Annotated in this window: 21 protein-coding genes, 2 rRNA genes and 1 pseudogene; 6 read left to right on the top strand and 18 right to left on the bottom strand. The window is 71.6% G+C overall.

Features of this window, described 5'->3' with window-relative positions; all coding sequences use genetic code 11:
- Positions 1-28 precede the first annotated feature (28 nt).
- The 6 genes from ACFU74_RS04495 to ACFU74_RS04470 all read right to left on the bottom strand — a co-directional run bounded on the left by ACFU74_RS04495 (position 29) and on the right by ACFU74_RS04470 (position 7,882).
- Positions 29-1,822: a bifunctional metallophosphatase/5'-nucleotidase gene (locus ACFU74_RS04495; protein ID WP_380751596.1), complete on the bottom strand. Its 1,794-nt coding sequence runs from the start codon at positions 1,820-1,822 to the stop codon at positions 29-31.
- A 228-nt stretch (positions 1,823-2,050) separates the two neighbouring features.
- Complete coding sequence (locus ACFU74_RS04490; RefSeq protein WP_380751593.1) at positions 2,051-3,400, bottom strand: ATP-binding protein; 1,350 nt, start codon at positions 3,398-3,400, stop codon at positions 2,051-2,053.
- A gap of 38 nt (positions 3,401-3,438) precedes the next feature.
- Entirely contained in the window at positions 3,439-5,013 is a 1,575-nt protein-coding gene (locus ACFU74_RS04485) for an SCO6880 family protein (protein ID WP_380751590.1), read from the bottom strand.
- A 7-nt stretch (positions 5,014-5,020) separates the two neighbouring features.
- Positions 5,021-6,400: a hypothetical protein gene (locus ACFU74_RS04480; RefSeq protein ID WP_380751587.1), complete on the bottom strand. Its 1,380-nt coding sequence runs from the start codon at positions 6,398-6,400 to the stop codon at positions 5,021-5,023.
- Positions 6,390-7,211 carry a hypothetical protein gene (locus ACFU74_RS04475; RefSeq protein ID WP_380751584.1) on the bottom strand — a complete coding sequence of 274 codons (822 nt, stop codon included), beginning with the start codon at positions 7,209-7,211 and terminating at the stop codon, positions 6,390-6,392. The genes ACFU74_RS04480 and ACFU74_RS04475 overlap by 11 nt, the downstream gene beginning before the upstream one ends.
- Before the next feature lie 320 nt (positions 7,212-7,531).
- On the bottom strand, positions 7,532-7,882 hold the full coding sequence (locus ACFU74_RS04470) for a hypothetical protein (protein ID WP_380751581.1): 351 nt from the start codon (positions 7,880-7,882) through the stop codon (positions 7,532-7,534).
- 248 nt (positions 7,883-8,130) lie between these two features.
- Between ACFU74_RS04470 and ACFU74_RS04465 the strand changes: the two are divergent.
- Positions 8,131-9,138 (top strand): annotated as a pseudogene (locus ACFU74_RS04465) (NlpC/P60 family protein); the annotation flags it as partial.
- Between the two features lie 417 nt (positions 9,139-9,555).
- Positions 9,556-10,296: a phosphatase PAP2 family protein gene (locus ACFU74_RS04460; RefSeq protein WP_380751578.1), complete on the top strand. Its 741-nt coding sequence runs from the start codon at positions 9,556-9,558 to the stop codon at positions 10,294-10,296.
- Positions 10,297-10,334: 38 nt separating this feature from the next.
- Here ACFU74_RS04460 and ACFU74_RS04455 read toward each other — a convergent pair whose 3' ends face one another.
- The gene (locus tag ACFU74_RS04455; protein ID WP_380751576.1) at positions 10,335-10,526 is read right to left on the bottom strand and encodes a hypothetical protein; all 192 of its coding nucleotides are present in this window, start codon (positions 10,524-10,526) and stop codon (positions 10,335-10,337) included.
- A gap of 176 nt (positions 10,527-10,702) precedes the next feature.
- On the opposite strand from ACFU74_RS04455, the gene ACFU74_RS04450 reads away from it, so the two are divergent.
- Both ACFU74_RS04450 and ACFU74_RS04445 read left to right on the top strand, forming a co-directional pair.
- Complete coding sequence (locus ACFU74_RS04450; RefSeq protein ID WP_380751574.1) at positions 10,703-11,626, top strand: hypothetical protein; 924 nt, start codon at positions 10,703-10,705, stop codon at positions 11,624-11,626.
- Positions 11,627-11,843: 217 nt separating this feature from the next.
- Positions 11,844-12,113, top strand: a complete 270-nt coding sequence (locus ACFU74_RS04445) for a hypothetical protein (protein ID WP_380751571.1) — start codon at positions 11,844-11,846, stop codon at positions 12,111-12,113.
- A gap of 200 nt (positions 12,114-12,313) precedes the next feature.
- Here the strand turns inward: ACFU74_RS04445 and ACFU74_RS04440 are convergent, their stop codons facing one another.
- Positions 12,314-12,721 carry a metal-sensitive transcriptional regulator gene (locus ACFU74_RS04440; RefSeq protein WP_380751568.1) on the bottom strand — a complete coding sequence of 136 codons (408 nt, stop codon included), beginning with the start codon at positions 12,719-12,721 and terminating at the stop codon, positions 12,314-12,316.
- 348 nt (positions 12,722-13,069) lie between these two features.
- Between ACFU74_RS04440 and ACFU74_RS04435 the strand changes: the two genes are divergently transcribed.
- Positions 13,070-13,690, top strand: coding sequence for a DUF47 domain-containing protein (locus tag ACFU74_RS04435; protein WP_030312623.1), 621 nt, complete (start codon positions 13,070-13,072; stop codon positions 13,688-13,690).
- Between the two features lie 5 nt (positions 13,691-13,695).
- Positions 13,696-14,694, top strand: coding sequence for an anion permease (locus ACFU74_RS04430; RefSeq protein WP_380751565.1), 999 nt, complete (start codon positions 13,696-13,698; stop codon positions 14,692-14,694).
- 164 nt (positions 14,695-14,858) lie between these two features.
- On the opposite strand, the gene pstB is transcribed toward ACFU74_RS04430, so the two are convergent.
- The 10 genes from pstB to ACFU74_RS04380 form a co-directional block, all read right to left on the bottom strand.
- Entirely contained in the window at positions 14,859-15,635 is a 777-nt protein-coding gene (gene pstB / locus ACFU74_RS04425; RefSeq protein ID WP_380751563.1) for a phosphate ABC transporter ATP-binding protein PstB, read from the bottom strand.
- A gap of 45 nt (positions 15,636-15,680) precedes the next feature.
- Entirely contained in the window at positions 15,681-16,757 is a 1,077-nt protein-coding gene (gene pstA / locus ACFU74_RS04420) for a phosphate ABC transporter permease PstA (protein WP_380751562.1), read from the bottom strand.
- Positions 16,754-17,734, bottom strand: coding sequence for a phosphate ABC transporter permease subunit PstC (gene pstC / locus ACFU74_RS04415; RefSeq protein ID WP_380751560.1), 981 nt, complete (start codon positions 17,732-17,734; stop codon positions 16,754-16,756). Before pstC ends, pstA begins: the two co-directional genes overlap by 4 nt.
- A 153-nt stretch (positions 17,735-17,887) precedes the next feature.
- Positions 17,888-19,027, bottom strand: coding sequence for a phosphate ABC transporter substrate-binding protein PstS (gene pstS / locus ACFU74_RS04410; protein ID WP_380751558.1), 1,140 nt, complete (start codon positions 19,025-19,027; stop codon positions 17,888-17,890).
- Between the two features lie 242 nt (positions 19,028-19,269).
- Positions 19,270-19,728, bottom strand: a complete 459-nt coding sequence (locus tag ACFU74_RS04405; protein ID WP_380751734.1) for an NUDIX hydrolase — start codon at positions 19,726-19,728, stop codon at positions 19,270-19,272.
- Between the two features lie 79 nt (positions 19,729-19,807).
- Complete coding sequence (locus ACFU74_RS04400; protein WP_380751555.1) at positions 19,808-20,893, bottom strand: CHAD domain-containing protein; 1,086 nt, start codon at positions 20,891-20,893, stop codon at positions 19,808-19,810.
- A 255-nt stretch (positions 20,894-21,148) separates the two neighbouring features.
- Positions 21,149-23,326 (bottom strand): RNA degradosome polyphosphate kinase, encoded by a 2,178-nt coding sequence (locus ACFU74_RS04395; RefSeq protein WP_380751553.1) that lies wholly within the window; start codon positions 23,324-23,326, stop codon positions 21,149-21,151.
- A 336-nt stretch (positions 23,327-23,662) separates the two neighbouring features.
- Entirely contained in the window at positions 23,663-24,661 is a 999-nt protein-coding gene (mshD, locus tag ACFU74_RS04390; protein ID WP_380751551.1) for a mycothiol synthase, read from the bottom strand.
- A gap of 73 nt (positions 24,662-24,734) precedes the next feature.
- A 5S ribosomal RNA gene (gene rrf / locus ACFU74_RS04385) occupies positions 24,735-24,851 on the bottom strand.
- 81 nt (positions 24,852-24,932) lie between these two features.
- A 23S ribosomal RNA gene (locus tag ACFU74_RS04380) occupies positions 24,933-25,025 on the bottom strand; the annotation flags it as partial.

Below are 25,025 nucleotides of genomic sequence, written 5' to 3'. Positions count from 1 at the left end.
ACCGGCTCACGGCCGGTCCGCCGCCGGCTCAGCCGGTGGTGGCACCCGCCGCGATCACCTTGATCCGGTCCTGCGCCGGGGCCTTCAGCGGCGCGGAGGCCGAGCTGTTGGCACCGAGGTAGGCGGCAAAGACGTCCAGGTCGGAGGCGCCGACGAGCTTGTCGGTGCCGGCCGCGAAGGCCGGGAAGCCGTCGCCGCCGCCGGCCAGGAACTCATTGGCCGCGACCCGGTACTTGGCGGCCGGGTCGATCGGCGCGCCGTTGAGACGGATCGAGTCGACGACGACCCGGTCCGCGCCCTTGTTGCGCATGTCCAGGGTGTAGCTGAGGCCCTTGGACGGCTGGAGGATCTTCGGCGAGGCCTCGTTGGAGCCGCTGACCTGCTGCTGGAGCAGCTGGACCAGCTGGGCGCCGGTCAGCGTCTTGACCTGCATCATGTTGGTGAACGGCTGGACGGCGAACGCCTCGCCGTAGGTCACCACGCCGTCGCCCTCGGCGCCGCTCGCCTTGTGGACGAGGTCCGAGCGGATGCCGCCGGGGTTCATGAAGGCGACCTGCGCGCCGCCCTTGTCGGCGGGCGCCAGGCCCGTCTGCTGGGCGTCGGCGATGACGTCGCCGAGCGGCTTCTCGGGGTCGCTGTTGCCGCGGCCGTTGATGTCCGAGGCGATGTAGCCGATCGGACGGTTGGCGATCGGGGCGGCCAGCTTCGAGTAGCGGTCGATCAGCTGCGTCATGTCCGGGGCCTTCTCGGCCGTCCGGCGCACGATGTGGTTCTCGGCCTTGACCGACGGGCGCACGATGGAGCCGCTGGTCCTGTCGAGCTTCAGGTTGATCTCGGTGTACAGCCGGCCGAAGGAGGCCGCGCTGGTGACCGAGCGCGGCACGCCCTGGGGGTCCGGGATGGTGCAGGCGTACGCGTTGTGGGTGTGGCCGGTGACGATGGCGCCGACGGCCGGGTCGACGTTCTTGGCGATGTCGACGATCGGGCCGGAGATGCCCTGCCCGGCCGCGCCGCAGTCGTAGTTGTAGGTGCTGCTGGCCGGCAGGCCGCCCTCGTGGATCAGCGCGACGATCGAGTTGACGCCCTTGGCCTTCAGCTCGGCGGCGTACTTGTTGATCGTGGCGACCTCGCCCGCGAACTTGAGGCCCTTGACGCCCTCGGCGGTGACGATGTTCGGCGTGCCCTCCAGGGTGACGCCGATGAAGCCGACCTTGACGCCCTGGGACTTGGTCACCCAGTACGGGGCCAGCACCGGCTTGCCGGTCTTCTCGCTGGTCACGTTGGCCGACAGGTAGTTGAAGTTGGCACCCTTGAAGGTGCGCCCCTCCTCGTAGCAGCCGTCGGTCGGGTGGCAGCCGCCGTTCTGGAGGCGCAGCAGTTCGGCCGAGCCCTCGTCGAACTCGTGGTTGCCGACCGAACTGACGTCCAGGCCCAGCTTGTCCAGCGCCTCGATGGTGGGCTCGTCGTGGAAGAGCGCCGAGGTCAGCGGCGAGGCGCCGACCAGGTCGCCGGCGGCGACGGTGATCGAGTCGTCGGCGGGGATGCGGGCCTGGCGCAGCGCGGTGGCGAGGTACTCGATGCCGCCGGCCGGGGTGCTGACCGGCTGGCCGGTGGCCGGGTCGATCTCCCGGATGGTGCCGGACGAGCCGGCCGGGGGCTCCAGGTTGCCGTGCAGGTCGTTGATGGCCAGCAACTGGAGGTTGACGGTCTTGGGCTTCTTGGCGGTCGCGGCCTGGGCCGCGGACGGCACGGCCACCGTGCCGACCAGGCCGGCCGCGGCGACGACGGCCAGCGCCGACCGTCGGGTTCTGACGGAGAGCATGTAGGGGGTCCCCTGCACCTGTGAGAGCGCCCACCTGTGGACAGGCCCGGGCGCGCGAGACGAGTGTCGTTGCGCGAGTGCAGCCTAGGGTCAACGCGCGTAGCTGTCAGGCCCCCGGACGTAACGACAGGGTTACCTACTGACGAATCGTCGTCGGACTTTCCGCACCGGCCCCACCCCGGCGGCGCCGCCGCCGGGCCCGCCCGGGGTCAGCCCGGCGGCCCGGCCTCAGACCCCCGGCTCGGCCGCCAACTGCCGCTCGGCGCGCACCCGTTCGGCCACCGCGTCCTCGGTCATCGCGCGGTCGGTGTAGACCAGCGGACGCTCCGCCTCGGTGATGATGTGCTTCACCACCTGGACGTTGCCGTTGACGTCCCAGACCGCGATGCCCGGCGAAAGCGTGGGGATGATCTCCACCGCCCAGCGCGGCAGGCCGAGCACCCGTCCGGTGGCTCTCGCCTCCTCGGCCTTCTGCATGTAGATGGTCCGGGTGGAGGCCATCTTGAGGATCGCCGACGCCTCCTTGGCCGCCGCCCCGTCCACCACGTCCGACAGGTGGTGCACCACGGCGACGAAGGACAGGCCCAGCCGGCGGCCGAACTTCAGCAGCCGCTGGAACAGCTGCGCCACGAACGGGCTGTTGATGATGTGCCAGGCCTCCTCGACCAGGAAGATCCGCTTCTTGCGGTCCGGCCTGATCCAGGTGTGCTCCAGCCAGACCCCGACGATCGCCATCAGGATCGGCATCGCGATCGAGTTGCGGTCGATGTGCGACAGGTCGAAGACGATCAGCGGCGCGTCCAGGTCGATGCCGTCGGTGGTCGACCCGTCGAACATGCCCCGCAGGTCACCGTCGACCAGCCGGTCCAGCACCAGCGCGACGTCCAGGCCCCAGGACTGCACCTCGTCCACCGCCACGCCCAGCGACTCCACCGACGACAGGTCGGGGTTGCGCAGGGTGTCGATGATGTCGTCCAGCACCGGCTGGCGGCCGTGGACCGTCGCCACCACGTGTGCGTGCGCGGCCTTCAGCGCGAAGCCGGCCCGCTCCTCCAGCCCGCGCCCCATCGCCACCTCGACGATGGTGCGCAGCAGCGACAGCTGCCCGGTCTGGGTGATCGCCGGGTCCAGCGGGTTGAGCTTCACCCCGCCGTCCCGGGCGGCCATCGGGTCCAGCCGGATCGACTTTATGCCCAGCGCGTTGGCGATCAGGTTCCACTCGCCGACCCCGTCCTCGCCCTGGGCGTCCAGCACCACCACCTGGCGGTCCCGGAACCGCAGCTGGCGCAGCACGTACGTCTTCTCCAGCGCCGACTTGCCGTTGCCGGACTCCCCCAGCACCAGCCAGTGCGGGGCCGGCAGCTGCTGGCCGTACAGCTGGAACGGGTCGTAGACGTACCCCTTCCCGCTGTACACCTCCCGCCCGATGATCACCCCGGAGTCGCCCAGACCCGGCGCGGCGGTCGGCAGGTACACCGCCTGCGCCTGCCCGGTGGACGTGCGCACCGGCAGCCGGGTGGTCTCCACCTTCCCGTACATCAGGCTGGTGAACGCGTCGGTGAGGTTGCCGATCGCCATACGGGGGCCTCCAGATCAGTCGCTCGGCCGGTGTCCGCTCAGCGGCGGATACCGGTGGCGAACGGCAGGGTGTTGACGAACGCGCGGTGGTGCTCGCGGTCGCACCACTCCAGTTTCAGGTAGCTCTTGCCCGCCGAGGCCCGGATCGTCCGCTTGTCCCTGGCCAGCGCGTCGGGATTGCGCGAGGAGACCGTGATGTAGCCGACCAGGTTGACGCCGGCCGCGCCGGACGCCAGGTCGTCACCGCGCTGGTCCACCCGGCCGCTGTGGGCCAGGTCGCGCGGGTCGACGGTGCGGTTCATCTTGGCGGCGCGGCTGGCCTCCGCCTCGTCGTTGGTCTTCTCGGTGAGCATCCGCTCGATGGCGACGTCGGTGGGCTCCAGGTCCATCGTCACCGCCACCGTCCGGATCACGTCCGGGGTGTGCACCAGCAGCGGCGCCAGGAAGTTGACGCCGACCGGCGTCAACGGCCACTCCTTGACCCACGCGGTGGCGTGGCACCACGGCTCCCGGGTCGCCGACTCGCGGGTCTTCGCCTTCAGGTACTGCGGGTGGGTGGCGTCCAGCTCGGCCGGCCAGGCGTTGCGCTTCGACATCGCCTGGATGTGGTCGATCGGGTGGTCCGGGTCGTACATCGAGTGCAGCAGCGAGGAGAGCCGGGCCTGGCCCAGCGGCTGCCGCACCCGGATGTCCGCCTCCGCCAGCCGCGCGCAGATGTCGGTCAGCTCGCGGGCCATCACCGCGGCCAGCCCCTCGTCGTCCCGGGCCCGCCGCCCGGTCGCGGTACGGCCCATCGCGTGCGCCTCGGCCGCGAGGTCCCGGGTGTAGTGCATGCACGCCACCAGGTACGCGCGGTGCTGCTCCGAGGAGGTCGACACCATCGACTGCAACTGGTCGTACGACTCCTGCAGCCAGCGCGGCGCGTCCGGGTCCCCGCGCCGCTCCACGTCCTTGGCGTGCGCGTCCGGATCGGCCGGCAGCGTGCGGGCCAGGATCTGCAGCCGGGTCACGAAGCCGTCCCCGTTCGCGACGTGCTTCAGCAGCGTCCCGAACCGGTCGACCAGCGCCTCCTGGTCCTCCGAATCGCGCAGCCCGACGCCCGGACCCTCGATCTCGATCGCCGCCGTCACCGTGCGCCGCTCCAGGTGCATCAGCACCCCGACCTCGTCCGGCCCGAACGGCGCCGACAGCCAGCGCAGCCGCCCCACCCCGGGCGGCGGCCCGATCTCCACCTCGCGGCCGTCCAGCCGCGTCCCGGCGTCCATCGCGTCCGACTTCCACACCGCCCGGCCGCTGCGGACCGTCCGCCGGTAGGTGCGGTTGATCTCCACCCACTTGTAGAACGTCCGGCGCCGGTACGGCACGTACACCGCCGCGATCGCCATCGCGGGCAGGCCCACCAGGCCGCCGAGGCGCAACGGCAGGACCGGCATCATCAGGCCCCAGACCATGCCGAGGAAGGCCCCGAAGATGATCAGCACGATCTCGCCGGACTCCCGGTTCCGGCCGATCGGCGCGTTCGGGCGGGCCTTGCCGATCAGGTAGGTACGGCGCTGGTGCACATACGGCTGGGCGTACTGGGCACCGTACTGGCCGAGCGGTTCGCTGCTCACTTACCCGTCACCCTCCCTTCGCTGGATTGCTGTCGCGCATCGGAGCCGCGGACTGGGCCGGCGGCCCGGCCTGCGGCGGCGGCGCGGGCGTGCGCGCCGCGTGGGCGGCGATGCCCGGGGCGACCGAGCCGCCCCCCGAGCCCGAGCCGCCCCCGCCGCCGCCCGGCTGCGGGCCGCGGTCGCCGTGCGTGCTGATGCCCTGCCGCATGAAGTTCGCGGTCCCGTTGATCATCGCCGATCCGGCCGACACCGCGCTCGCCCGGGCACTGCGCATGCTCATGATCTCGTCGCCGAAGCCCGGCACGAACCGGTACACGGCGGCGCTCGCGAAGATCGACAGGAAGAGGATCGCCAGCCCGGACAGCACCCGGGCGAAGTCGTCGCTCGCCCCCGCCCCGGCCGACACCGCACCGGCCAGCCCGAGGATGACCACGATGATCGGCTTCGCCAGGTCCACCGCCACCATCACCCCCGCCCAGCGGCGCACGTGCTTCCACAACTGCTTGTCCACCAGCCCCGCGTACACCGCCGTCCCCAGCAGCGCGCCCACGTACAGCATCGCCGCCCGGATCAGCAGCTCGATCCAGAGCACCGCCGCCGCCAGCACGGCCACCAGCGAGGTGATGATCAGGATCAGCGGTCCTCCACCCATGTCACCCTTCTCCAGGGTGTCCGCGAACCCGCCCAGGTACGTCCCGGTGTCCGACTTCGTCCCCACCGCGATCGCCTTGGTCAGCCCGTCGGTCGCGCTCACCACCGTGTACAGGACCAGCGGCGTGAACGCCGACGCGATCACCGTCAGCCACAGGAACCCGATCGCCTCCGAGATCGCCGTCGCCAACGGCGCCCCGCGCACGGCCCGCTTGGTCACCGCGAGCAGCCACAGCACCAACGTGATGATCGTCGACGCGGCGAACACCACCGCGTACTGCTGCAGGAACGACGCATTGGTGAAGTCCACCTCCGTCGTCCCGTCGATCGCCCCCGACAACTTCCGCACCACCCACGCCGCCGCCTGCGCACACCCCTTCGCCAACGACCCCAACGGATCCGTCACCGTCCCCACGGTCCCGCTCCCGGGCAACGACGCCCCGCCGCCGGGCCTGTCCACGCAGAGGATGCCGTTCCCGGAGATCGGGAGATCCGGGCAGTTCGCATTGGGGGTTGCGGTCGGATTGCCGCTCGGCGTTCCACTCGGGGAAGCCGTCGGAGAGGGCTCGGCGAAGACCCGCTGGGCCGCCAGCAGGGCGCCCAGCTGAAGGGTCGCCAGCGCACCCGCCAGCGTCCCCGCGCGGCGGACGGCGGGCCGCGCGGCGCCGCCGGAGGCGGCGGGCCGACGGGCGCCGCGGCGGGACTCCGGCGGGGTGACGGTCGTCTCAACGGGCATAGCGGAAACCCCCGAACTGCTGGACGGCGCCGGTGATCTCCTCGGCGGTGGCGGCCTGTTCATCACCCGGCATGGGGGCGGGCCCCTGCCGGCTCGTGTAGTCCGTGAGCTTCCAGTCGCCGCCCGTCCAACGGAGGGAGAGCGTGAGCGTGAACCAGCTCGCCACCACGGGCTGCAGGGAGCGCTCGCCCGCGAGACCGGTCAGACCGGTGCACCAGACCTCGACCTTGGTCTCCGCCTCGGTGTAGCCGACCGGCTTGGTGCCGACCGGGACGGTGCGGCTGACGAAGGTGAGGCCCTTGGGCGCGCGGCCCTGGGCGTCCAGGCCGTAGCGGGTCACGGTGTCGCCGCCGAACCCCTGGTCCAGGCGGGACTGGAGGGTCGGGGCGGCGGCCGGGTCGGCGATGGTGGTGACGATGGTGTGGCGGGTGTCGGTGCGGAACATGTCGGTGGAGCCGATGGCGACCGCGTAGTTGGCGGCGGCGGACTGGGCGCCCTGGTCGGTGTGCGGGAAGCCGGAGGCGATGCCGTTGACGGTGGTGGTGACGGGCTGTTCGCCGCTGGGGGCGGGGCCCGCGCCGGAGGCGGGGGTGGCGGCGGCCCGGTCGGCGGGGCGGCCGGCGGTGCCGCTGCCGGGGTCGGGCTTGCCCCGGTTGGCGATGGAGATCGCCAGTACGAGCAGCGCGACGACCAGCACGACGGTCAACAGGGTCCGCAGCGGCCGCGCCTGACGGGTGCCCGGCTGGGAGAAGGGCTGTTCGCCGACCGGCAGCCGCGTACGGGTGTGCGGCTGGTCGTCGGACAACGGCACGGCGGCCCTCCTGGTGCGGGGAGCCGGCTGGCGGCTCCGGGGGCCCCTCCGGCCGTGGGCGGGCGCGGAGGGAAGGGGTGGTGGATGGATTCCCGGCGGGACTCCGGGCATTCACGGGTGCCCGGACAGGCTGGTCGGACGGTCAGACGATCGGACAGGCCGGTGGGCACGTGCGGCGCGCCGTCCGCCACCTCGCCGCGGTGACCCGGGGAGCCCGGGGACCCCGGAGAACCCGAACCGCCGGATTCACCGGATCCACCCGGTTCGCCGGGTTCACCGCATTCGCCGGTTCCGCCCCGACTGTCCGATCTGCCTGATCGTCAGATCGCCATGCCGTACACAATGGTGAACAGAGTGCCGAGTGATCCGATGATGAACACGCCGGTCAGCCCGGCGATGATCAGCCCCTTGCCCTGCTCGGCGCCGAAGCTGTCGCGCATCGCGGTGGCGCCGATCCGCTGCTTGGCCGCACCCCAGATGGCGATGCCCAGGCAGGCCAGGATGGCCACGGCCATGACGACCTGGACCATCACCCGGGCCTCCGACCCGAGGCTCGCGAACGGGCCCCAGTCCGGGGCGATCCCGCCGATGATGGTGTCGATATTCGGCTTCTTTGGTGGGTCCTCGGCCAGGTGGCCGATCGCGATGCTGTGCACGCTGCTCTGGTTCATTTCCATCTCACCGCCCGATCAGGCAAATTCAAGGGCCCAGACCCCACCCGCGCGAAGGGTCGGTACCTATTCTTGGCCAGATCTGATGTCGACTTGGCTACTTCTCGCGGATTGGTCGTGAGGCATCGGACACGTACGCGAGGATGTCCACCGTACGAAGGATAGCGCTCACTCTTTGTATCTCTGATGATTGCGGTGAGCAACGCCTTCCGGGACACTTCGACTGACGATTCGTCGGGATGGTGCTGATGGTACTCCGGAAAGGCGGTACTGCCGCCGCTGTCGCGGGAGTTGTGCTCGCCGGCTTCGTCGGCCTGGTGACGGTCGGGACGTACGCGGCGAGCGGGACGCCCCAGCAGCAGGGGAATGCCGCGGGGCTCTCCCCGGGAACCGTTCCGGCCGCGTACCAAGGGCCGATCGAGCAGTGGGGGCGGCTCTGCCCCGACCTCTCCCCCCCGTTGCTCGCGGCGCAGTTGTACCAGGAAAGCGGTTTCAACCCGCGGGCCCGTTCCGGTGTCGGGGCGGAGGGGCTGGCGCAGTTCATGCCGGGCACCTGGGCGTCGTACGGCACCGACGGCAACAACGACGGCCGGCGGGACCCCTGGGACCCGATGGACGCCATCGCCTCGGCGGCGACCTTCGACTGCGCGCTCGCCAGGGACGTGGCCAAGGTCCCGGGCGACCGCCAGTCCAACATGCTGGCCGCCTACAACGCCGGGCCGGGCGCGGTGGCGAAGTACCAGGGGGTGCCGCCGTACCGGGAGACCCAGGGGTACGTGCGGAACATCCTGGCGACGGCCCGCAGCTTCGCCGCCCCGGCCGACCCGGCCGCCCCGGTGGAGGTCTCGGCGCAGTCGGCGGGCGCGATCTACTTCGCCCAGACCAAGCTCGGCACCCCGTACCTGTGGGGCGGTGACGGGAAGGCCTGGCAGAACGGGCGGTTCGACTGCTCCGGGCTCACCAAGGCGGCGTTCGAGAGCGTGGGCATCATCCTGCCCCGGGTCGCCAACGACCAGTGGTACGCCGGGCCGCACCCGTCGCGCGACCAGTTGCGTCCGGGGGACCTGGTGTTCTGGGCGACCGACCTGACCGATCCGCGGAGCATCCACCACGTCGGCATCTACGTGGGCGGCGGGTACATGATCGACGCGCCGCACACCGGCGCGGTGATCCGGTACGACAAGATCGACACCCGGGAGTACATCGGCGCCACCCGGGTCACCTCGGACGGCGCCCAGGCCCTGCCCTCCCGCAACGAGGACGACGGCCAGGTGATCGCCCCGAGCCGCCCCGGCGACCCGGCGCAGACGACCCCGGCCCCCGCCCAGCCGCCGGCCGCGCCGGCCCCGAACGCGCCCGCCCCAGCGGCGCAGGCGGCGGCGCAGGCCGCCCCGGCCGGCCGTCCCGCCGCCGTCGCCGCAGGCGCCGGCACGGCAGGTTCAGGTCAACTCCCCGCAAAGAACTGATCCCCGTTCGCCCGCCGGGTGTGCGCGCGATGTGGACGCTGAGTCAAGTTTCCATAACTGCGCGTTTCCGTGGAACGCTGTACACCACTGATGACGTTGTGTCCGGTGGTTCCCCGTCAACCGTCCCCGACAGGACGGCGGCGGGCGGGCCACGGAGCGACGACCACAGCGACGACCAGGTGCAGCGGACCCAGAAGGAGGTGCGGCGTGTCGACGCCGCTTGCCGACACGACCAACCCCGACCTCGACCTGCTCTACGCGGTCAACGGCCTGGCCAGACACGCCCCGGCGGCGTTGGACCACCTGGTCTCCTGGATCGGCGAGTACGGCATCCTGATCGGCCTCGCCCTGCTGGGCCTGGTCGGCTGGCTCCAGGCCCGTCGGCGCCCGGACGCCCCGGTGGCGGTCGCCGGGCTGCTCTGGGCGCCGCTGGCGGTCGCCATCGCCGAGCTGGCCAACCTGCCGATCTCGGCGATCGTGGACCGCCCGCGGCCCTTCGTGGACCACGCCGGCCTGGAGGTGCTGGTCGAGGGCAAGGCCGGCACCCACTCCTTCGTCAGCGACCACTCCACGATGTCGATGGGCATCGCGGTGGCGCTGTTCCTGGTGAACCGGCGGCTCGGCTGGATCGCCGGCGGGCTGGCCCTGCTCCAGGGCTTCTGCCGGATGTACATGGGCGTCCACTACCCGACCGACGTGATCGGCGGCTTCGCGCTCGCCACCGCGGTGGTGCTGCTGCTGGCGCCGATCGCGATGGCGGTGCTGGTGCCGCTCTGCCACGCGCTCGCCCGCACGCCGCTGGCCCCGCTGATCCGCGCCGAGCGCGGCCCCGGACGGGACACCGGGCGGGGCGGCGGCCGCCCGGACGGGCGGGGCCGGCGCGGGGGGCGGGCCAGGAAGGCGGTCCGCGCCGAGGAGCAGCCGCGGGAGTCCGACCTCGCCGCATGAGCGTGAGCACGCGCGCGGGCACGGACGCGGGCGGCGGCCTACCCCGGGTCCACCGCCTCGTCGGCGGCGAGGTGGTCGTCCGCCTCGCGCCGGGTGAGGTCGCGCGAGCGCCGGGCCGGGGAGTACCAGCCGCAGGTGCAGGTCGCGTAACAGAAGGAACCGCGTTCGCTGATCGCGACGCGGTGCTCGGGCATCCGGGTGCCGGGAACCGCCGGCAGCTCACTGTGCACGTGCTTCACCGTAACGCGCCGGACCGCCCGCGCGCGACGGGTGTGACGCACGGGACCGCGCCGCACCGCGCGTAACCCCTCGCCCCCCAACTCGTTTGCCCGGAAAGAGCTCTGCCCACCCGCTGACGGTGGCCGGCGGGGCAGTCGGGCCCGAGGGGGTTGTCGCGAGGATGAAGATGACCGACCAGCAGCGCACCGGCCGGACGGACGGCCGCCCCGGGCGGCGGGTTCGTCCGGCGGCGGGTGCCGCCCTGCTCGCCGCCGTACTGGCCGGGGCCGCCGCCCTGACCGGCTGTTCACCGGACGCCGCCGTGGACGGCGCGGGCGACGCCGCGGCCGAGCAGCAGGTGAGCGGCGCCCCCGACCAGCTCTCCGCCGACCCGCTGACGGCGGTCCGCGGCGCCGCCGACATCACCGGCCGGTCGGGCTCCGCGCGCGCCGCCACCGAACTGGTGACCGAGTCCGCGGAGAAGAAGGCCGTCTTCACCGGCACCGGCGGCTACGACTACGTGAAGCGGATCGGCCGGCTGGAGGTGCAGGTGCCACCGGGCGCCGCGACCACCGGCAAGATCGTCGAGGTGCTCCTGCCCGGCACGGTCTACCTGCAGAACAGCGGCGCCAAGGTGCCGGAGGGCAAGTGGGTCAAGCTGGACGTCCGTCAGCTGCCGGACGGCAACCTGGTCAGTGGCGGCGCCACCGACCCGTCCTCCGCGGCGGGCGCGCTGCGCGGCGCCCAGAAGGCCGAGCTGGTCGGCCCCGAGACGGTCGGCGGGGTGGCGCTGAAGCACTACCGCGGCACCCTGGACCTCGCCAAGGCGGCCGACGCCACCGGCGGGCGCGGCGGCGACGGCCTGCGGATGGGGGCGCAGACCTTCACGGTGAAGGAGGTCCCCTACGACGTCTGGCTGGACGACCAGGGCCGGCTGCACAAGGTGGTCGAGGTCTTCACCTTCGCCGGGGTGGCCGGCTCCAAGGAGGCGAAGGACCAGGTGAAGGTGGTCTCGACCACCACGCTGAGCGACTTCGGCGCACCGGTGGAGGCGGCCGAGCCGCCGGCCGCGGACATCTTCGCGATGAAGCCCGGCGAGAGCCCGAAGTAGCGCGCCGAAGCAGCGCGCCGAGGGGGCCTGCGCGGGCGCCGCGGGCGCGGGCGCGAGGGAGGCCGCCGCTCCGGGTGGGCCCCGAAGCCCCCGGGCCCACCCGTTTCGGCGGCGCCGAGATGGCCCGTCCGTGCCATGTGGACGGGCTCCGAAGTGCCTAGGCTGGACGTCGGGTGGCTGCCGCCCGGGCTGGCGAGGCGCTGAAGGGGTGGTGCAGGTGATGGCGTCCACGGGCGGTCGCAGCGGCGGCCACGACGACGCGGCCCTCGACGAGATCGAGCTGGCCGGCGAGCTGATGATCGCCGCCACGGCCAGCATCGGCGACCGGCTGCCGACCGAGCGGATCGACGAGGTGCTGCTCGACCGGCCCGACGGCGGTCCGGCCGCCGGGCCGGTCCGGGCCCCGCAGGCCTCGCCGGACCTGGAGCGCCCGCAGGACCTGGAGCGCCCGCAGGAGCTGGAGCGCCCGCAGGACCGCGCGGACTAGGCCCTCTCTTTCGGATCACGTCGGACCAGTGGGCGTCGCTGGAGGGCGTGCATCGGCGGTGCGGAGGAGGGAGTCCATGCGGTGGGGGCACCTCCCGGCCGCCAGGCTGGGGGCCATCGGCGACCGACGACAAGCCGGCGAGGTGCGTGCTCCGGCGGCGACCGCCTGGCGTGATCCGAAAGAGAGGGCCTAGACCGGGGTCAGCTGCGCAGCAGCCGGCCGATCGCCGCGGTGGCCTCGGCGACCTTGGCGTCCAGCTCGGTGCCGCCCTCCTCGGCCGCGGCCGCGACGCAGTGCCGCAGGTGCTCCTCCAGCAGCGAGAGAGCGAAGGACTGCAGCGCCTTGGTGCTGGCCGAGACCTGGGTGAGCACGTCGATGCAGTAGACGTCCTCGTCGACCATCCGCTGGAGGCCGCGGATCTGGCCCTCGATCCGGCGCAGTCGCTTGAGGTGCGCGTCCTTCTGGGCGCTGTACCCGTGCGGGCCGTGGCCGCCGTGGGCCCCGTGGCCCGGCTCGGCGTCCGGCGCCTTCGGGAGTGCAACGTGCTCTCCGTGCGGTTCCGCCCCGGGCGCCTGCTCCGGCTCGGTGCGCGCTTGCGTGGTGGTCATCGGCCCGCCTTCGTCTGAGTGCCTGGTGGCTGCGTCGGCCTCCAGTGTCCAACACCGGGGCCCTTCGTGGTGTTCCTCCGGCGTGCCCGACCGCGAGCGGACGCGTCCGGCGCGGTTCCCCCGTCCGGGGAACACCCCGCTCTTCCCGCCGCACGGCAGGGGCAATCCGGGCGAGGTTCCGTCAGACTGGGGGCTCATGCCCGCACCTGTGGTGCGGATCGGATCCACTGCTGCGGCAGCCGAACGGAAGGGGAGGTTCCGGCTCCTCTTCGAGCACCCCATTTGCGTGATGGCGCTCGGTTGCACCTAGCATCGTTCAGTCCCCTACCCCGCACATCGGAGATTTCCGTGCGTTTTAGCCTGACCCCGAAGGAGACGAGCTTCTACGACATGTTCGCCGCAGCCGCGGAGAACCTCGTCGTCGGCTCCAAGCTCCTGCTGGAACTGCTGGGATCAGACGTGTCGGCCCGCGCGGAGATCGTCGAGCGCATGCGCGCCGCCGAGCACGCCGGAGACGACACCACCCATGCGATCTTCCACCAGCTGAACTCGTCCTTCATCACGCCCTTCGACCGCGAGGACATCTACAACCTCGCCTCGTCGCTGGACGACATCATGGACTTCATGGAGGAGGCCGTCGACCTGGTCGTCCTCTACGACATCCAGACCCTGCCGAAGGGCATCGAGCAGCAGATCGAGGTCCTGGCCCGCGCCGCCGAGCTGACCGCCGAGGCGATGCCGAACCTGCGGAGCATGTCCAACCTGACCGAGTACTGGATCGAGGTCAACCGGCTGGAGAACCAGGCCGACCAGATCCACCGCAAGCTGCTCGCCCACCTCTTCTCCGGCCAGTACGAGGCCATCGAGGTGCTCAAGCTGAAGCAGGTCGTGGACGTCCTCGAACAGGCCGCGGACGCGTTCGAGCACGTCGCCAACACGGTGGAGACCATCGCGGTCAAGGAGTCCTGACCCCCGTGGACATGGCAGCACTCATCGCCGTCGTCGGTGTCGCGTTCTTCTTCACCTACACCAACGGCTTCCACGACTCGGCCAACGCGATCGCGACCTCGGTCTCCACCCGGGCGCTGACGCCCCGGGCGGCCCTGGCGATGGCCGCGGTGATGAACCTGGCGGGCGCCTTCCTGGGCAGCGGGGTGGCGCACACCGTCTCGCAGGGCATCATCGAGACCCCCACCGGCGACCGCGGCATGGCGATCCTGTTCGCCGCGCTGGTCGGCGCCATCGCCTGGAACCTGGTGACCTGGTACTTCGGTCTGCCGTCCTCCTCCTCGCACGCGCTGTTCGGCGGCATGGTGGGCGCGGCGCTGGCCGGCGGCACCGAGGTGATCTGGAGCGGCGTCATCGACAAGATCGTCATCCCGATGATCGTGTCGCCCGTGGTCGGCCTGGTCGGCGGCTTCCTGGTGATGCTGGCGATCCTCTGGCTCTTCCGGCGGGCCAACCCGCACCGGGCCAAGCGCAACTTCCGGGTCGCCCAGACGGCCTCGGCCGCCGCGATGGCGCTCGCGCACGGCCTGCAGGACGCGCAGAAGACCATGGGCATCGTGGTGATGGCCCTGGTCATCTCCGGCCACCAGACCCAGGGCGACCCGATCCCGGTCTGGGTGAAGATCTCCTGCGCGACGATGCTCTCGCTGGGCACCTACGCCGGCGGCTGGCGGATCATGCGGACCCTGGGCCGGAAGATCATCGAGCTGGACCCGCCGCAGGGCTTCGCCGCCGAGGCGACGGCCTCGACGGTCATGTACATCACTTCGTTCGTCTTCAAGGCGCCGATCTCCACCACCCATGTGATCACCTCGGCGATCATGGGCGCCGGCGCCACCAAGCGGATCCGCGCGGTGCGCTGGGGCGTCGCCAAGAACATCGTGCTCGGCTGGTTCATCACCATGCCGGCGGCCGCCGTCGTCGCCGCGCTGATGTACTGGTTCGTCCACCTGTTCTGGGGCTGACCGCACGGCACGCCGGCGACAGGGCCGCCCGCGGCAGGGCCGGACACGACAGGGCCCGCCCCCCACATCTCGGGGGGCGGGCCCTTCTCATGCCCCGCGGCGGCACCGCCATGCAGCACCACGGAGCAGCTTGTGGAGCGCCGCCCGGGGACCGGGCGGACCGGTCACCCGAAGCGGCCGGAGATGTAGTCCTCGGTCGCCTGCACGGACGGGTTGGAGAAGATCCGCTGGGTGTCGTCGAGCTCGATCAGCTTGCCCGGCTGGCCGACGCCGGCCAGGTTGAAGAAGGCGGTGCGGTCGCTGACGCGGGCCGCCTGCTGCATGTTGTGCGTCACGATGACGATGGTGAACTGGGACTTCAGCTCGCCGATCAGGTCCTCGATGGCGAGGGTGGAGATCGGGTCGAGGGCGGAGCAGGGCTCGTCCATCAGCAGGACCTGCGGCTCGACCGCGATGGCACGGGCGATGCACAGACGCTGCTGCTGACCGCCGGAGAGGCCGGCGCCCGGCTTGTTCAGCCGGTCCTTGACCTCGTTCCAGAGGTTGGCGCCCTTGAGCGACTTCTCCACCACGCCGTCCAGCACGGACTTCTTGCGAACGCCCGCGAGCTTCAGGCCGGCGACCACGTTGTCGTAGATCGACATGGTCGGGAACGGGTTGGGGCGCTGGAAGACCATGCCGACCGCGCGGCGGACGGCGACCGGGTCGACGCTGGAGCCGTACAGGTTCTCGTCGTCCAGGAGCACCTTGCCCTCGACGCGGGCGCCCGGGATGACCTCGTGCATCCGGTTGAGGGTCCGCAGGAAGGTGGACTTGCCGCAGCCGGAGGGACCGATGAAGGCCGTCACCGAGCGGGGTTCGATGGACATCGAGATGTCCTCGATGGCCTTGGTGGAGCCGTAGTAGGCGGACAGTCCGCTGACGTCGATGCGCTTGGCCATGATCGTTCGTCTTCTCTCAGTCTTCGTCGTACGTCAGTCGGTCGCTCAGTGTCCGGCCTTGGGCGAGCGCCAGCGGGCGATGCCCCGGGCGATGAGGTTGAGCCCCATCACGAAGGCGATCAGCACGAGCGCGGCACCCCAGGCGCGGGCGTAGCCGTAGTCGTTGTTCACCACGGCGTACTGCTGCCAGATGTACATCGGCAGCGACTGCTGCGGTCCGTCGAACGGGTTGTTGTTGATGTAGGCGGCGCCGAAGACCAGCATCATCACCGGGGCGGTCTCACCCGTGATGCGGGCGACCGCGAGCATCACACCGGTGGTGATGCCGCCGATGGCGGTGGGGAGGACGATCCGCAGGATGGTCTTCCACTTCGGCACGCCGAGCGCGTACGACGCCTCGCGGAGCTCGTTCGGGACGAGCTTGAGCATCTCCTCGGTGGAGCGGACCACGACCGGCATCATCAGGATCGCCAGCGCGAGGCTGCCCGAGAAGCCGGAGTAGTTGAAGCCGAGGGCGATGTTCCACAAGGACAGGATGAACAGACCGGCGACGATCGACGGGACACCCGTCATGACGTCGACGAAGAAGGTGACCGCCTTGGCGAGCGTGCCGCGGCCGTACTCGACCAGGTAGACGGCGGTCAGCAGACCGATCGGGGCCGCCATCAGGGTGGCCAGGCCGACCTGCTCCAGGGTGCCGATCAGCGCGTGGTAGATGCCGCCGCCGGGGCCGGCCGACCGCACGCCCATCATCGAGTGCGTGAGGAAGTTGCCGTCCACGACGCTCGCGCCCTGCTGGATCGTGTAGACGGTCAGCGAGAGCAGCGGCACCACGGCCAGGATGAAGGCGACCCAGACCACCGAGGTGGCGAGCCGGTCCTTGGCCTGGCGGCGGCCCTCGACCTGGGCCGAGAGCACGTAGCTGATGACGACGAAGAGGATCGCGGAGATCAGGCCCCACTGGAGCTTGCTCTCCAGGCCGCCGACCATGCCGATGCCGACGCCGAGGACGATGGAGCCGGCGGCCACCGCGGCCGGGGTCCACTTCGGCAGCCGGTTGGCGGTCAGCGGACGGCCCACCGGGCGGGCGTCCGCCGGAACCGAGGTCGTAGCGGCGCTCATGCGTTGGCCCCCGAGTACTCCTTGCGGCGGGCGACGATCAGCCGCGCGGCACCGTTCACCAGCAGGGTGATCACGAACAGGACGAGGCCGGAGGCCATCAGCGCGTCCCGGCCGAAGGGCTGGGCCTCGTTGAACTTCAGCGCGATGTTCTGCGCGAAGGTGCCGCCGCCCGGGTCCAGCAGGTGCAGCGAGAGCACGTTGCTGGAGGAGAGCACGACGGCGACCGCGATGGTCTCGCCGAGCGCGCGGCCGAGGCCGAGCATCGAGGCCGAGATGATGCCGGGGCGGCCGAACGGCAGCACCGCGGTGCGGATCATCTCCCAGCGGGTCGCGCCGAGGGCGAGCGCCGCCTCCTCGTGCATCCGCGGCACCTGCCGGAAGACCTCACGGCTGACCGCGGTGATGATCGGCAGGACCATGATCGCCAGCAGGATGCCGACGGTGAACAGGTTGCGCGGGGTGGTGCCGGTGCGGGACTGGTCGAAGATGTACGTCCAGCCGAGGTACTCGTCCAGCCAGCTGTTCAGGCCGCTGAGGTGCGGCACCAGGAAGAGCGCGCCCCACAGGCCGTAGATGATGCTGGGCACGGCCGCCAGCAGGTCCACCAGGTAGGCGAACGGCTGGGCGATCCGGCGCGGCGCGTAGTGGGAGATGAACAGCGCGATCCCGATGGCCACCGGGACGGCGATCAGCATCGCGATCAGCGCGCTGACGATGGTGCCGAACGCCAGGACGGCGATGCCGAAGACCGGCTCCGGGGCGTCCGGCGTCCACTCGAAGGTGGTGAGGAAGTTGCCCTCGTTCTTGCTCAGCGCGATGGCCGAGCGCCAGGTCAGGAAGCCCGCGATGGCGGCCATGACCACCAGCAGCAGGATGCCCGACCCGCGGGACAGGTTCATGAAGATCTTGTCGCCGACCCGGCTGTCGCGCGGACGGCGTTCCCTGCCCCGCGGGGCGGCAGGGGTGGATGAAGTCATTGGTCTACTCCGGTCTGGTGGTGCCGCTGCCCCGAGGGGGCGGCACCCTGGCGGCGGTGCCCCGGACGTGGTGCTTTGCTCGTCGGTACTTCCCGCTGGGGCGGCCCCGGCCCCCCTCGTTCACGGGGCCGCCCCAGCGGAGGTCCTACTGGGTCAGGCGAGCGAGCCGATGACGGTGTTCACCTTCTCGGTCAGCGACTTCGGCAGCGGGACGTAGCCCGCGTCGCCGATCGCCTTCTGGCCCGCGTCGCTGGCGGTGTACGCCAGGAAGGCCTTCAGGGTGTCGAGGGTGTCGGCCTTGTTGCCCTTGTCGCAGGCGATCTCGTAGGTGACCAGGACCAGCGGGTAGGAGCCCTCTTCCTTGGTCGCGTAGTCGAGGGTCAGCGCGAGGTCGCTGCTGTTGGTGCCGGCGATCTGCGCCTTGGCGAAGGTGTTGGCGGCGTTGGCGGCGGTGGCCTCGACCGGCTTGGCGGCGCCGGTGTTGATGGCGGCGCTCTTCAGGTTGTTCGTCTGGGCGAAGGACAGCTCGGCGTAGCTGATCGAGTTCTTGACCTGCTTCACCTGGGCCGCGACACCGGCCGAGCCGTTGGCGCCCTGGCCGCCCTTGCCCGCCCAGGCCTTGCTGGCCGGGTAGGCCCAGGCGCCGCCCGAGGTCTTGGCGAAGTACTTGGTCAGGTTCTCGGTGGTGCCCGAGTCGTCCGTGCGGTGGAAGGCCTGGATGTCGGCGTCCGGCAGCTTGGCGCCCGGGTTCAGGGCGGCGATGGCCGGGTCGTTCCACTTGACGATCTGCGAGTCGAAGATCTTCGCGATGGTCGGGGCGTCCAGGACCAGGTTGTCCACGCCGTCCACGTTGTAGACGATCGAGATCAGGCCCGCGACGAGCGGCAGGTTGATGCCCTGGCCACCGGTGCAGGCGGCCTTGCTGGCCTCGACCTCGGCCGGCTTCAGCGCCGAGTCCGAGCCGGCGAACTGGATCTTGCCCTGGTTGAACTGCTGGACACCGGCACCGGAGCCGCCGCCACCGTAGTTGACGGTGGCGCCCTTGCAGGCCGCCTCGAAGTTGTTCTTCAGGATGTCGATCGCGTTGCCCTGCGCGGTGGAGCCCGCGGCGACCAGCGCGGTCGGCTTCGAGCCACAGTTGATCGCGGCGGGGGCCGCGGCGCCGCTGGAGCCCGCCGGGGCGGCGTCGGTGTTGTTATCGTCCGAGCCGCACGCGGCGAGCGACAGCGAGCCAACGAGCGCCATGGCACCGATCGCGAGGGCCTTGGAGCGGCCGTTCCGCTGGAGCTTCACAGGGTGTCCCTTTCTGTGGCATTGCCCGGCACGAGCCCCGCAGAGCAGGGCGAAGCACGGGTTTTGCTGAGGTCCGGGGCCCGTTCGGCCCGCCGGTGCTACTGAAGTTAGGCCGGGTAGGTGACGCGTCAGCCGGTCGGAAGTGAACGGGGAGTGAACCTCGAACGGATGACAGGAAACTACGTCAGGTAGTAACGGTTGCGTCACGGCAAGAGCGCAGGGAGATCACTTCCACTGTTCCTTCACGTCTCCCGGCCCCGCAACCGCACTGGCCTGGCGCCCAGCAGTTCGAGCAACGCGTCGACCAGCAGCCGGTCCTGCTCCCGGCTCAACCGCGCCCGCGCCTTCCCGGCCGGCAGCCACTCCAGGCGGTCCACCTCCCGGCTCGGCCGGAACCCGCCCGCCGTCGGCACCGCCGCCCAGTACCGGACCTCCTTCGGGCGGCCCTGCGCCACGTAGTGCTGGGTCGGCAGCTCGGGCCCCAGCACGCAGCAGAACCCCGTCTCCTCCCGCACCTCGCGCAGCGCCGCCCCGACCACGTCCTCGCCGGGGTGCAGCTTCCCCTTCGGCAGGCTCCAGTCGTCGTACTTCGGCCGGTGGATCACCGCGATCCGCGGCCGGCCCAGCCCACCGCCCTTCTTCGGGCGCCCCGGCAGCCAGAGCACCGCCCCCGCCGCCAGCACCACCGGCCCGCCGTACACCGTCCGGTCGGACCCCGCCCGGCCGACCGGACGCTCCCCCGCGCTCCGGCCCTCCTCCGGCACCGGCCGCCCGCCCACCTCAGACCGTCCGCGATTCCGCCGCCGCCCCCCAGCCCTCGGCCGGCGGCAGCTCCAGCCACGCCTCCGTACCCGGCGGCAGCTCCGGCCACCGCCGCCCGAAGGCGTACCGCGCCGCCTCCACCTCCAGCCGCTGGTCCGCGTGCACCACGCCCAGCACGTACGCCGTCGCCGGGGTGATCCGCGGCGTGCGCGCCGCCGTCGCCGCCGTCACCGCCGCCTCCGACGCCTCCTGGTGCCGCAGCAGCACCCGGTCCAGCTCGTCCAGCACCGCCGACGGCCGCCCGCACACCTCCAGCGCGTACCGGGCCCGCTTCACCAGCCCCCTCGTCCGGTGCCACGGCGCGTCGTCCGCCGCCAGCGCCGCGTCCGCGTCCAGCGCGCCCCGCGCGCTCGGCACCGCCCCCAGCCGACGCAGCCCGTCCCCGCCGTACGGCGTCGACGCCCGTTGCAACGGCAGCTGCTGGGCGCTCGCCGCCAGCGCCCCGAACGCGGCCGCCGCCTGCGGCACCAGCACCGCCCCCGCCCGGCCGTCCGCCGACTCCGCCAGCGGCGCCTCCGCCACCAGCAGCGTCATCCGGTCGGCCAGCGCGTGCAGCCGGGCCGAACGCAGCTCCTGCAGCACCGTCGAGTGCGCCCTGGTCCGGGCCAGGGTCAGCTGCCGGTCCAGCAGCGCCCGCGCCTTCGGTGCCCCCGCGTGGCCGGCCAGCATGCCCGGCCCCTCCGCCTCGCTGCCGCTCAGCCCGTCCAGCGCCCCCAGCAGCCGGGCCGACCGCCGCACGTACCCCGGCTCCAGCGCCAGCAGGTTCAACAGCCACGCCAGCTCGGTCCGCGACTCCTGCGCCCAGACCGGCTCGAACGAGGCGGAGAAGGTGGTCAGCAGCCCGCTGATCCGCCGCACCGCCCGCAGCAGGTCCGCCGTACCCGCCGACGGGACCACGGACGCACCCGGTCTCGCACCGACCTCGCCCACCGCCAGCGGCAGAGCGCGCAGGAACGCGCCCGCCAGGGCGGTGAGATGGCTGGAGAGGATGTCCCCGGCGGTCGCGGTGGAGGCCGCCTGGGCCGTCATCGGCGCATCGGTCATGGCTAGGTAGATCCCCGTTCCCCCGGGGCCGTCCCCGGGGCTGGTGGCCGACCGCTCAGCGGGTCCCTACCGCTCAGCGGCTCGCGTCGGTGGGTCGCGCGGTCGCGTCGTCGAGTCTCGTCCCGTCGTGTCCCCCGGCGGCGGGGCCCGCACCGGTCGGTGCGGTGCGGGCCCGCCGCGCGGCGTCGCGGCTCACGTCGGCACGTCTGGCGTCGTCACGTCTGGCATCAGCGGGGTCGTGGCGGCGACCGGCGGTCATCGGGCGGTGGCGGCCCGACGGCGCTGACGCGAGTCGATGAGCAGGTCCTGGACGTGGCGCAACGGCTTGCCTTCGCCGTCCTGGGCGTGCCGGGTCCAGGACCCCTCCGCCCCCAGGTGCCAGGACTCCGTCTCGTCCGACATCCCGAGGTCGAGCAGCCCGGACAGCTCGGCCCGGTGCGCCGGGTCGGTGATCCGCAGCAGCGCCTCGATCCGGCGGTCCAGGTTGCGGTGCATCATGTCGGCGCTGCCGATCCACACCTCCGGATCGCCGTTGTTGCCGAAGACGAAGATCCGCGAGTGCTCCAGGAAGCGCCCCAGGATGCTGCGCACCCGGATGTTCTCGCTCAGCCCCGGCACCCCCGGCCGGATCGCGCAGATTCCGCGCACCCACACGTCCACCGGCACCCCGGCCTGCGAGGCCCGGTACAGCGCGTCGATCACGGCCTCGTCGACGATCGAGTTGACCTTGAGCTTCACGTGCGCCGCACGGCCGGCCCGGTGGTTGGCGATCTCGTTGTGGATCCGCGCCACCAGGCCGTCGCGCAGTCCGCGCGGGGCGGTCAGCAGCCGGCGGTAGGACTCGCGGCGCGAGTAGCCGGAGAGCCGGTTGAAGAGGTCCGAGAGGTCCGCGCCGACCTGCGGGTCCGAGGTCAGCAGACCGAGGTCCTCGTACAGCCGGGCCGTCTTCGGGTGGTAGTTGCCGGTGCCGACGTGCGAGTACCGGCGCAGGGTGTCACCCTCCTGCCGGACCACCAGCGACAGCTTGCAGTGCGTCTTCAGCCCGACCAGGCCGTAGACCACGTGGCAGCCGGCCTCCTCCAGCTTGCGGGCCCACTTGATGTTGGCCTGCTCGTCGAAGCGCGCCTTGATCTCGACCAGCACCAGCACCTGCTTGCCGGACTCCGCCGCGTCGATCAGCGCGTCCACGATGGGCGAGTCGCCCGAGGTCCGATACAGCGTCTGCTTGATCGCCAGCACGTCCGGATCGGCCGCGGCCTGCTCCAGGAAGGCCTGCACCGAGGTGGAGAAGCTGTCGTACGGGTGGTGCAGCAGCACGTCCCGCTCGCGCATCGCGGCGAAGATGTCCGGCTGCGACGCCGACTCGACGTCGGTCAGGCCGCGCGCGGTGCCCGCCACGAACTTCGGGTACTTCAGCTCCGGCCGGTCCAGCCCGGCGATGCCGAACAGCCCCGTGAGGTCCAGCGGGCCGGGCAGCGGGAAGACCTCCGCCTCGGTGATGTTCAGCTCCCGCACCAGCAGGTCCAGGATGTAGGGGTCGATCGACTCCTCGACCTCCAGCCGCACCGGCGGGCCGAAGCGCCGCCGCATCAGCTCCTTCTCCAGGGCCTTGAGGATGTTCTCGGTGTCGTCCTCCTCCACCTCCAGGTCCTCGTTGCGAGTGACCCGGAAGGCGTGGTGGGCGAGCACCTCCATGCCCGGGAAGAGCTCCTCCAGGTGCGCCCCCATGACGTCCTCCAGCGGCACGTACCGCTGCGGGGAGGCCTCCAGGAAGCGCGCCAGCGACTGCGGCACCTTCACCCTGGCGAAGTGCTTGTGCCCGGAGACCGGGTTGCGCACCACGACCGCCAGGTTGAGGGAGAGTCCCGATATGTAGGGGAAGGGGTGCGCCGGGTCCACCGCCAGCGGGGTGAGGACCGGGAAGATCTTCTGCCGGAACAGGGTGTGCAGCCGTGCCTGCTCCTTCTCCGCCAGCTCGGACCAGCGGACCACCTCGATCCCCTCGGCGGCGAGGTCCGGCAGCACCTCCTGCTGGAAGGCGGCGGCGTGGCGGGCCATCAGCTCGCGCGAGCGGGTCCAGATGAGGTCCAGCACCTCGCGCGGCTGGAGCCCGGACGCGCTGCGCTGGGCGACGCCGGTGGCGATCCGCCGCTTGAGGCCGGCCACCCGGACCATGAAGAACTCGTCGAGGTTGCTCGCGAAGATCGCCAGGAACTTGGCGCGTTCCAGGAGTGGTATCCCCGGATCCTCCGCCAGTTCGAGCACTCGTTCGTTGAACGCCAGCCAGCTGCGCTCACGGTCCAGGAAGCGGCCCTGCGGCAGCTCCTCCAGGTCCTGCTCATCGGTGACCGTCAACTCCGGCGGTATCCCGAGCGCGCTGGACATCCGCGCGGGCGGGGACAGCGGGGCAGGGACGGGGCGGGGGATGCTCATGGGCTCCAGCTCCTCCAGCAGGACGGCGTCCGGACGCGAAATGCTTTTCGGGCCGTCGCCCTCGCCCATCACCAACGCCCAACCACCCGGCGCGGTCGTCACAGAACCGGTCGGCACGTGCCGACCGATGCTGCACGAGCGAGACACTACGGACTTCATCCTGTGATCTTCGCGGCATTAATTGAATCCACGGTAAACACCGCATGGCCAGGAGGAAAGCTGAGGCGGTCAGGGCCGGGGCGACAGGCGCACGCCCGTTGCCCCGGCCCCGTTTTCTCCGCTAGGCGGCGCCGGAGCGCGCTGTTCTCATGGTCACCCTCGGTCACCGGGACTCGGCTACCGGGAATTCTTCCCCGCGACGTCCGCGCGATACATCAGATCGACTTCGTGGACGGTGAATCCGAGCCTTTCGTACACCCGGACGGCCGCCGGATTGTCCGCGTCGACGTACAGCAGAACGGTGTCCAGACCGCGCTCGCCGGCGGCGGTGTCACCGCCCGTCAGGTGGCGCAGGCCGGCTGCGGTCAGCGCCCGGCCGAGGCCGCTGCCCTGCTCCGCCGGATCGACGCCCACCACGTACACCTCGCCGAGCGCCGGCTCGGCCGCGGTCGCCGGGTGCACCTTGGTCCAGTGGAAGCCGACCGGCTTGCCGTCCCGGGTGGCGATGAAGAAGCCGGCCGGGTCGAACCACGGCTCGGCCAGCCGGTCGGCGAGGTCACGCTCGGTCCAGGAGCCCTGCTCCGGGTGGTGGGCGAAGGCGAGGGCGTTCAGCCGGAGCCACTCCGCGTCGTCCGCACCGGGCCGGAACGTCCGCAGCTCGATCCCGTCCGGGAGCGGGACGACCTCGGTCTGCGGCCCGGTGCGGCGCATCTGCCGCAGCTCGCGGACCAGCTCGGCCCCGTAGCGCGCGGCCAGGTGCCGGGCTGCCGGGTGTCCGCCGTGCACCCAGAAGTCGACGTGCGGCCGGCCGGCCCGCCCGGCCTCGGCGAGCACGGCGTCCACCAGGGGCCGCCCGAAGCCCCGCCCGCGGGCGGCCGGCGCCACGACGAGCTCGGCGGCCGGGTTGGCGTCACCGCTCCCCGGGACCTCCAGCTGGCCGTAGCCGACGGTGTCGGTCCCGGCGGCGCCGGTCGCTGCGAGGAAATGGGTCACCCCGGTCCGCGCCGTCTCCGAGGAGCGCAGGCGAAGGCGCCCCTGCTCGGACACGGCCTCCCGGCCGTCCGCGGCCTGGGCGTCCGCCAGGACCCGCAGGGCCTCGTCCCGCTGTGCCGGCCGCAGTACGTCGGAGGCGAGGACCGTGATCGCGTCGCCCGTTGTTGCCGTTCCATCGTCCATGCTTTGACGATACGTCAACCGTGAACGCGAAGAACCCCCGCCGGAATACCGGCGGGGGTTCTTCTCAAAATTTGTTCGGCGGCGTCCTACTCTCCCACAGGGTCCCCCCTGCAGTACCATCGGCGCTGTGAGGCTTAGCTTCCGGGTTCGGAATGTAACCGGGCGTTTCCCTCACGCTATGACCACCGAAACACTATGAAACTGTCAACCGCACCCACCCGTAAAAGGCGGGGGTCGTTGTTTCAGAACAACACAGTGGACGCGAGCAACTGAGGACAAGCCCTCGGCCTATTAGTACCGGTCAACTCCACCCCTCACAGGGCTTCCATATCCGGCCTATCAACCCAGTCGTCTACTGGGAGCC

Origin of the sequence: Kitasatospora sp. NPDC057500, from assembly GCF_042802195.1 — a bacterium.
GTDB lineage: Bacteria > Actinomycetota > Actinomycetes > Streptomycetales > Streptomycetaceae > Kitasatospora.
Note: the sequence above shows the minus strand (reverse complement) of the source record. Positions and strands in the feature narration are given on the sequence as shown.

What these genes read in the sequence shown, in the direction of transcription:
- ACFU74_RS04450 (WP_380751574.1), top strand. Translation starts at nt 10,703, where the DNA reads ATGACCGACCAGCAGCGCACCGGCCGGACGGACGGCCGCCCCGGGCGG.
- ACFU74_RS04440 (WP_380751568.1), bottom strand. Translation starts at nt 12,721, where the DNA reads ATGACCACCACGCAAGCGCGCACCGAGCCGGAGCAGGCGCCCGGGGCG.
- ACFU74_RS04480 (WP_380751587.1), bottom strand. Translation starts at nt 6,400, where the DNA reads ATGCCCGTTGAGACGACCGTCACCCCGCCGGAGTCCCGCCGCGGCGCC.
- pstC (WP_380751560.1), bottom strand. Translation starts at nt 17,734, where the DNA reads ATGACTTCATCCACCCCTGCCGCCCCGCGGGGCAGGGAACGCCGTCCG.
- ACFU74_RS04495 (WP_380751596.1), bottom strand. Translation starts at nt 1,822, where the DNA reads ATGCTCTCCGTCAGAACCCGACGGTCGGCGCTGGCCGTCGTCGCCGCG.
- mshD (WP_380751551.1), bottom strand. Translation starts at nt 24,661, where the DNA reads ATGGACGATGGAACGGCAACAACGGGCGACGCGATCACGGTCCTCGCC.
- ACFU74_RS04470 (WP_380751581.1), bottom strand. Translation starts at nt 7,882, where the DNA reads ATGAACCAGAGCAGCGTGCACAGCATCGCGATCGGCCACCTGGCCGAG.
- ACFU74_RS04490 (WP_380751593.1), bottom strand. Translation starts at nt 3,400, where the DNA reads ATGGCGATCGGCAACCTCACCGACGCGTTCACCAGCCTGATGTACGGG.
- ACFU74_RS04400 (WP_380751555.1), bottom strand. Translation starts at nt 20,893, where the DNA reads ATGACCGATGCGCCGATGACGGCCCAGGCGGCCTCCACCGCGACCGCC.
- ACFU74_RS04395 (WP_380751553.1), bottom strand. Translation starts at nt 23,326, where the DNA reads ATGAGCATCCCCCGCCCCGTCCCTGCCCCGCTGTCCCCGCCCGCGCGG.
- pstA (WP_380751562.1), bottom strand. Translation starts at nt 16,757, where the DNA reads ATGAGCGCCGCTACGACCTCGGTTCCGGCGGACGCCCGCCCGGTGGGC.
- pstB (WP_380751563.1), bottom strand. Translation starts at nt 15,635, where the DNA reads ATGGCCAAGCGCATCGACGTCAGCGGACTGTCCGCCTACTACGGCTCC.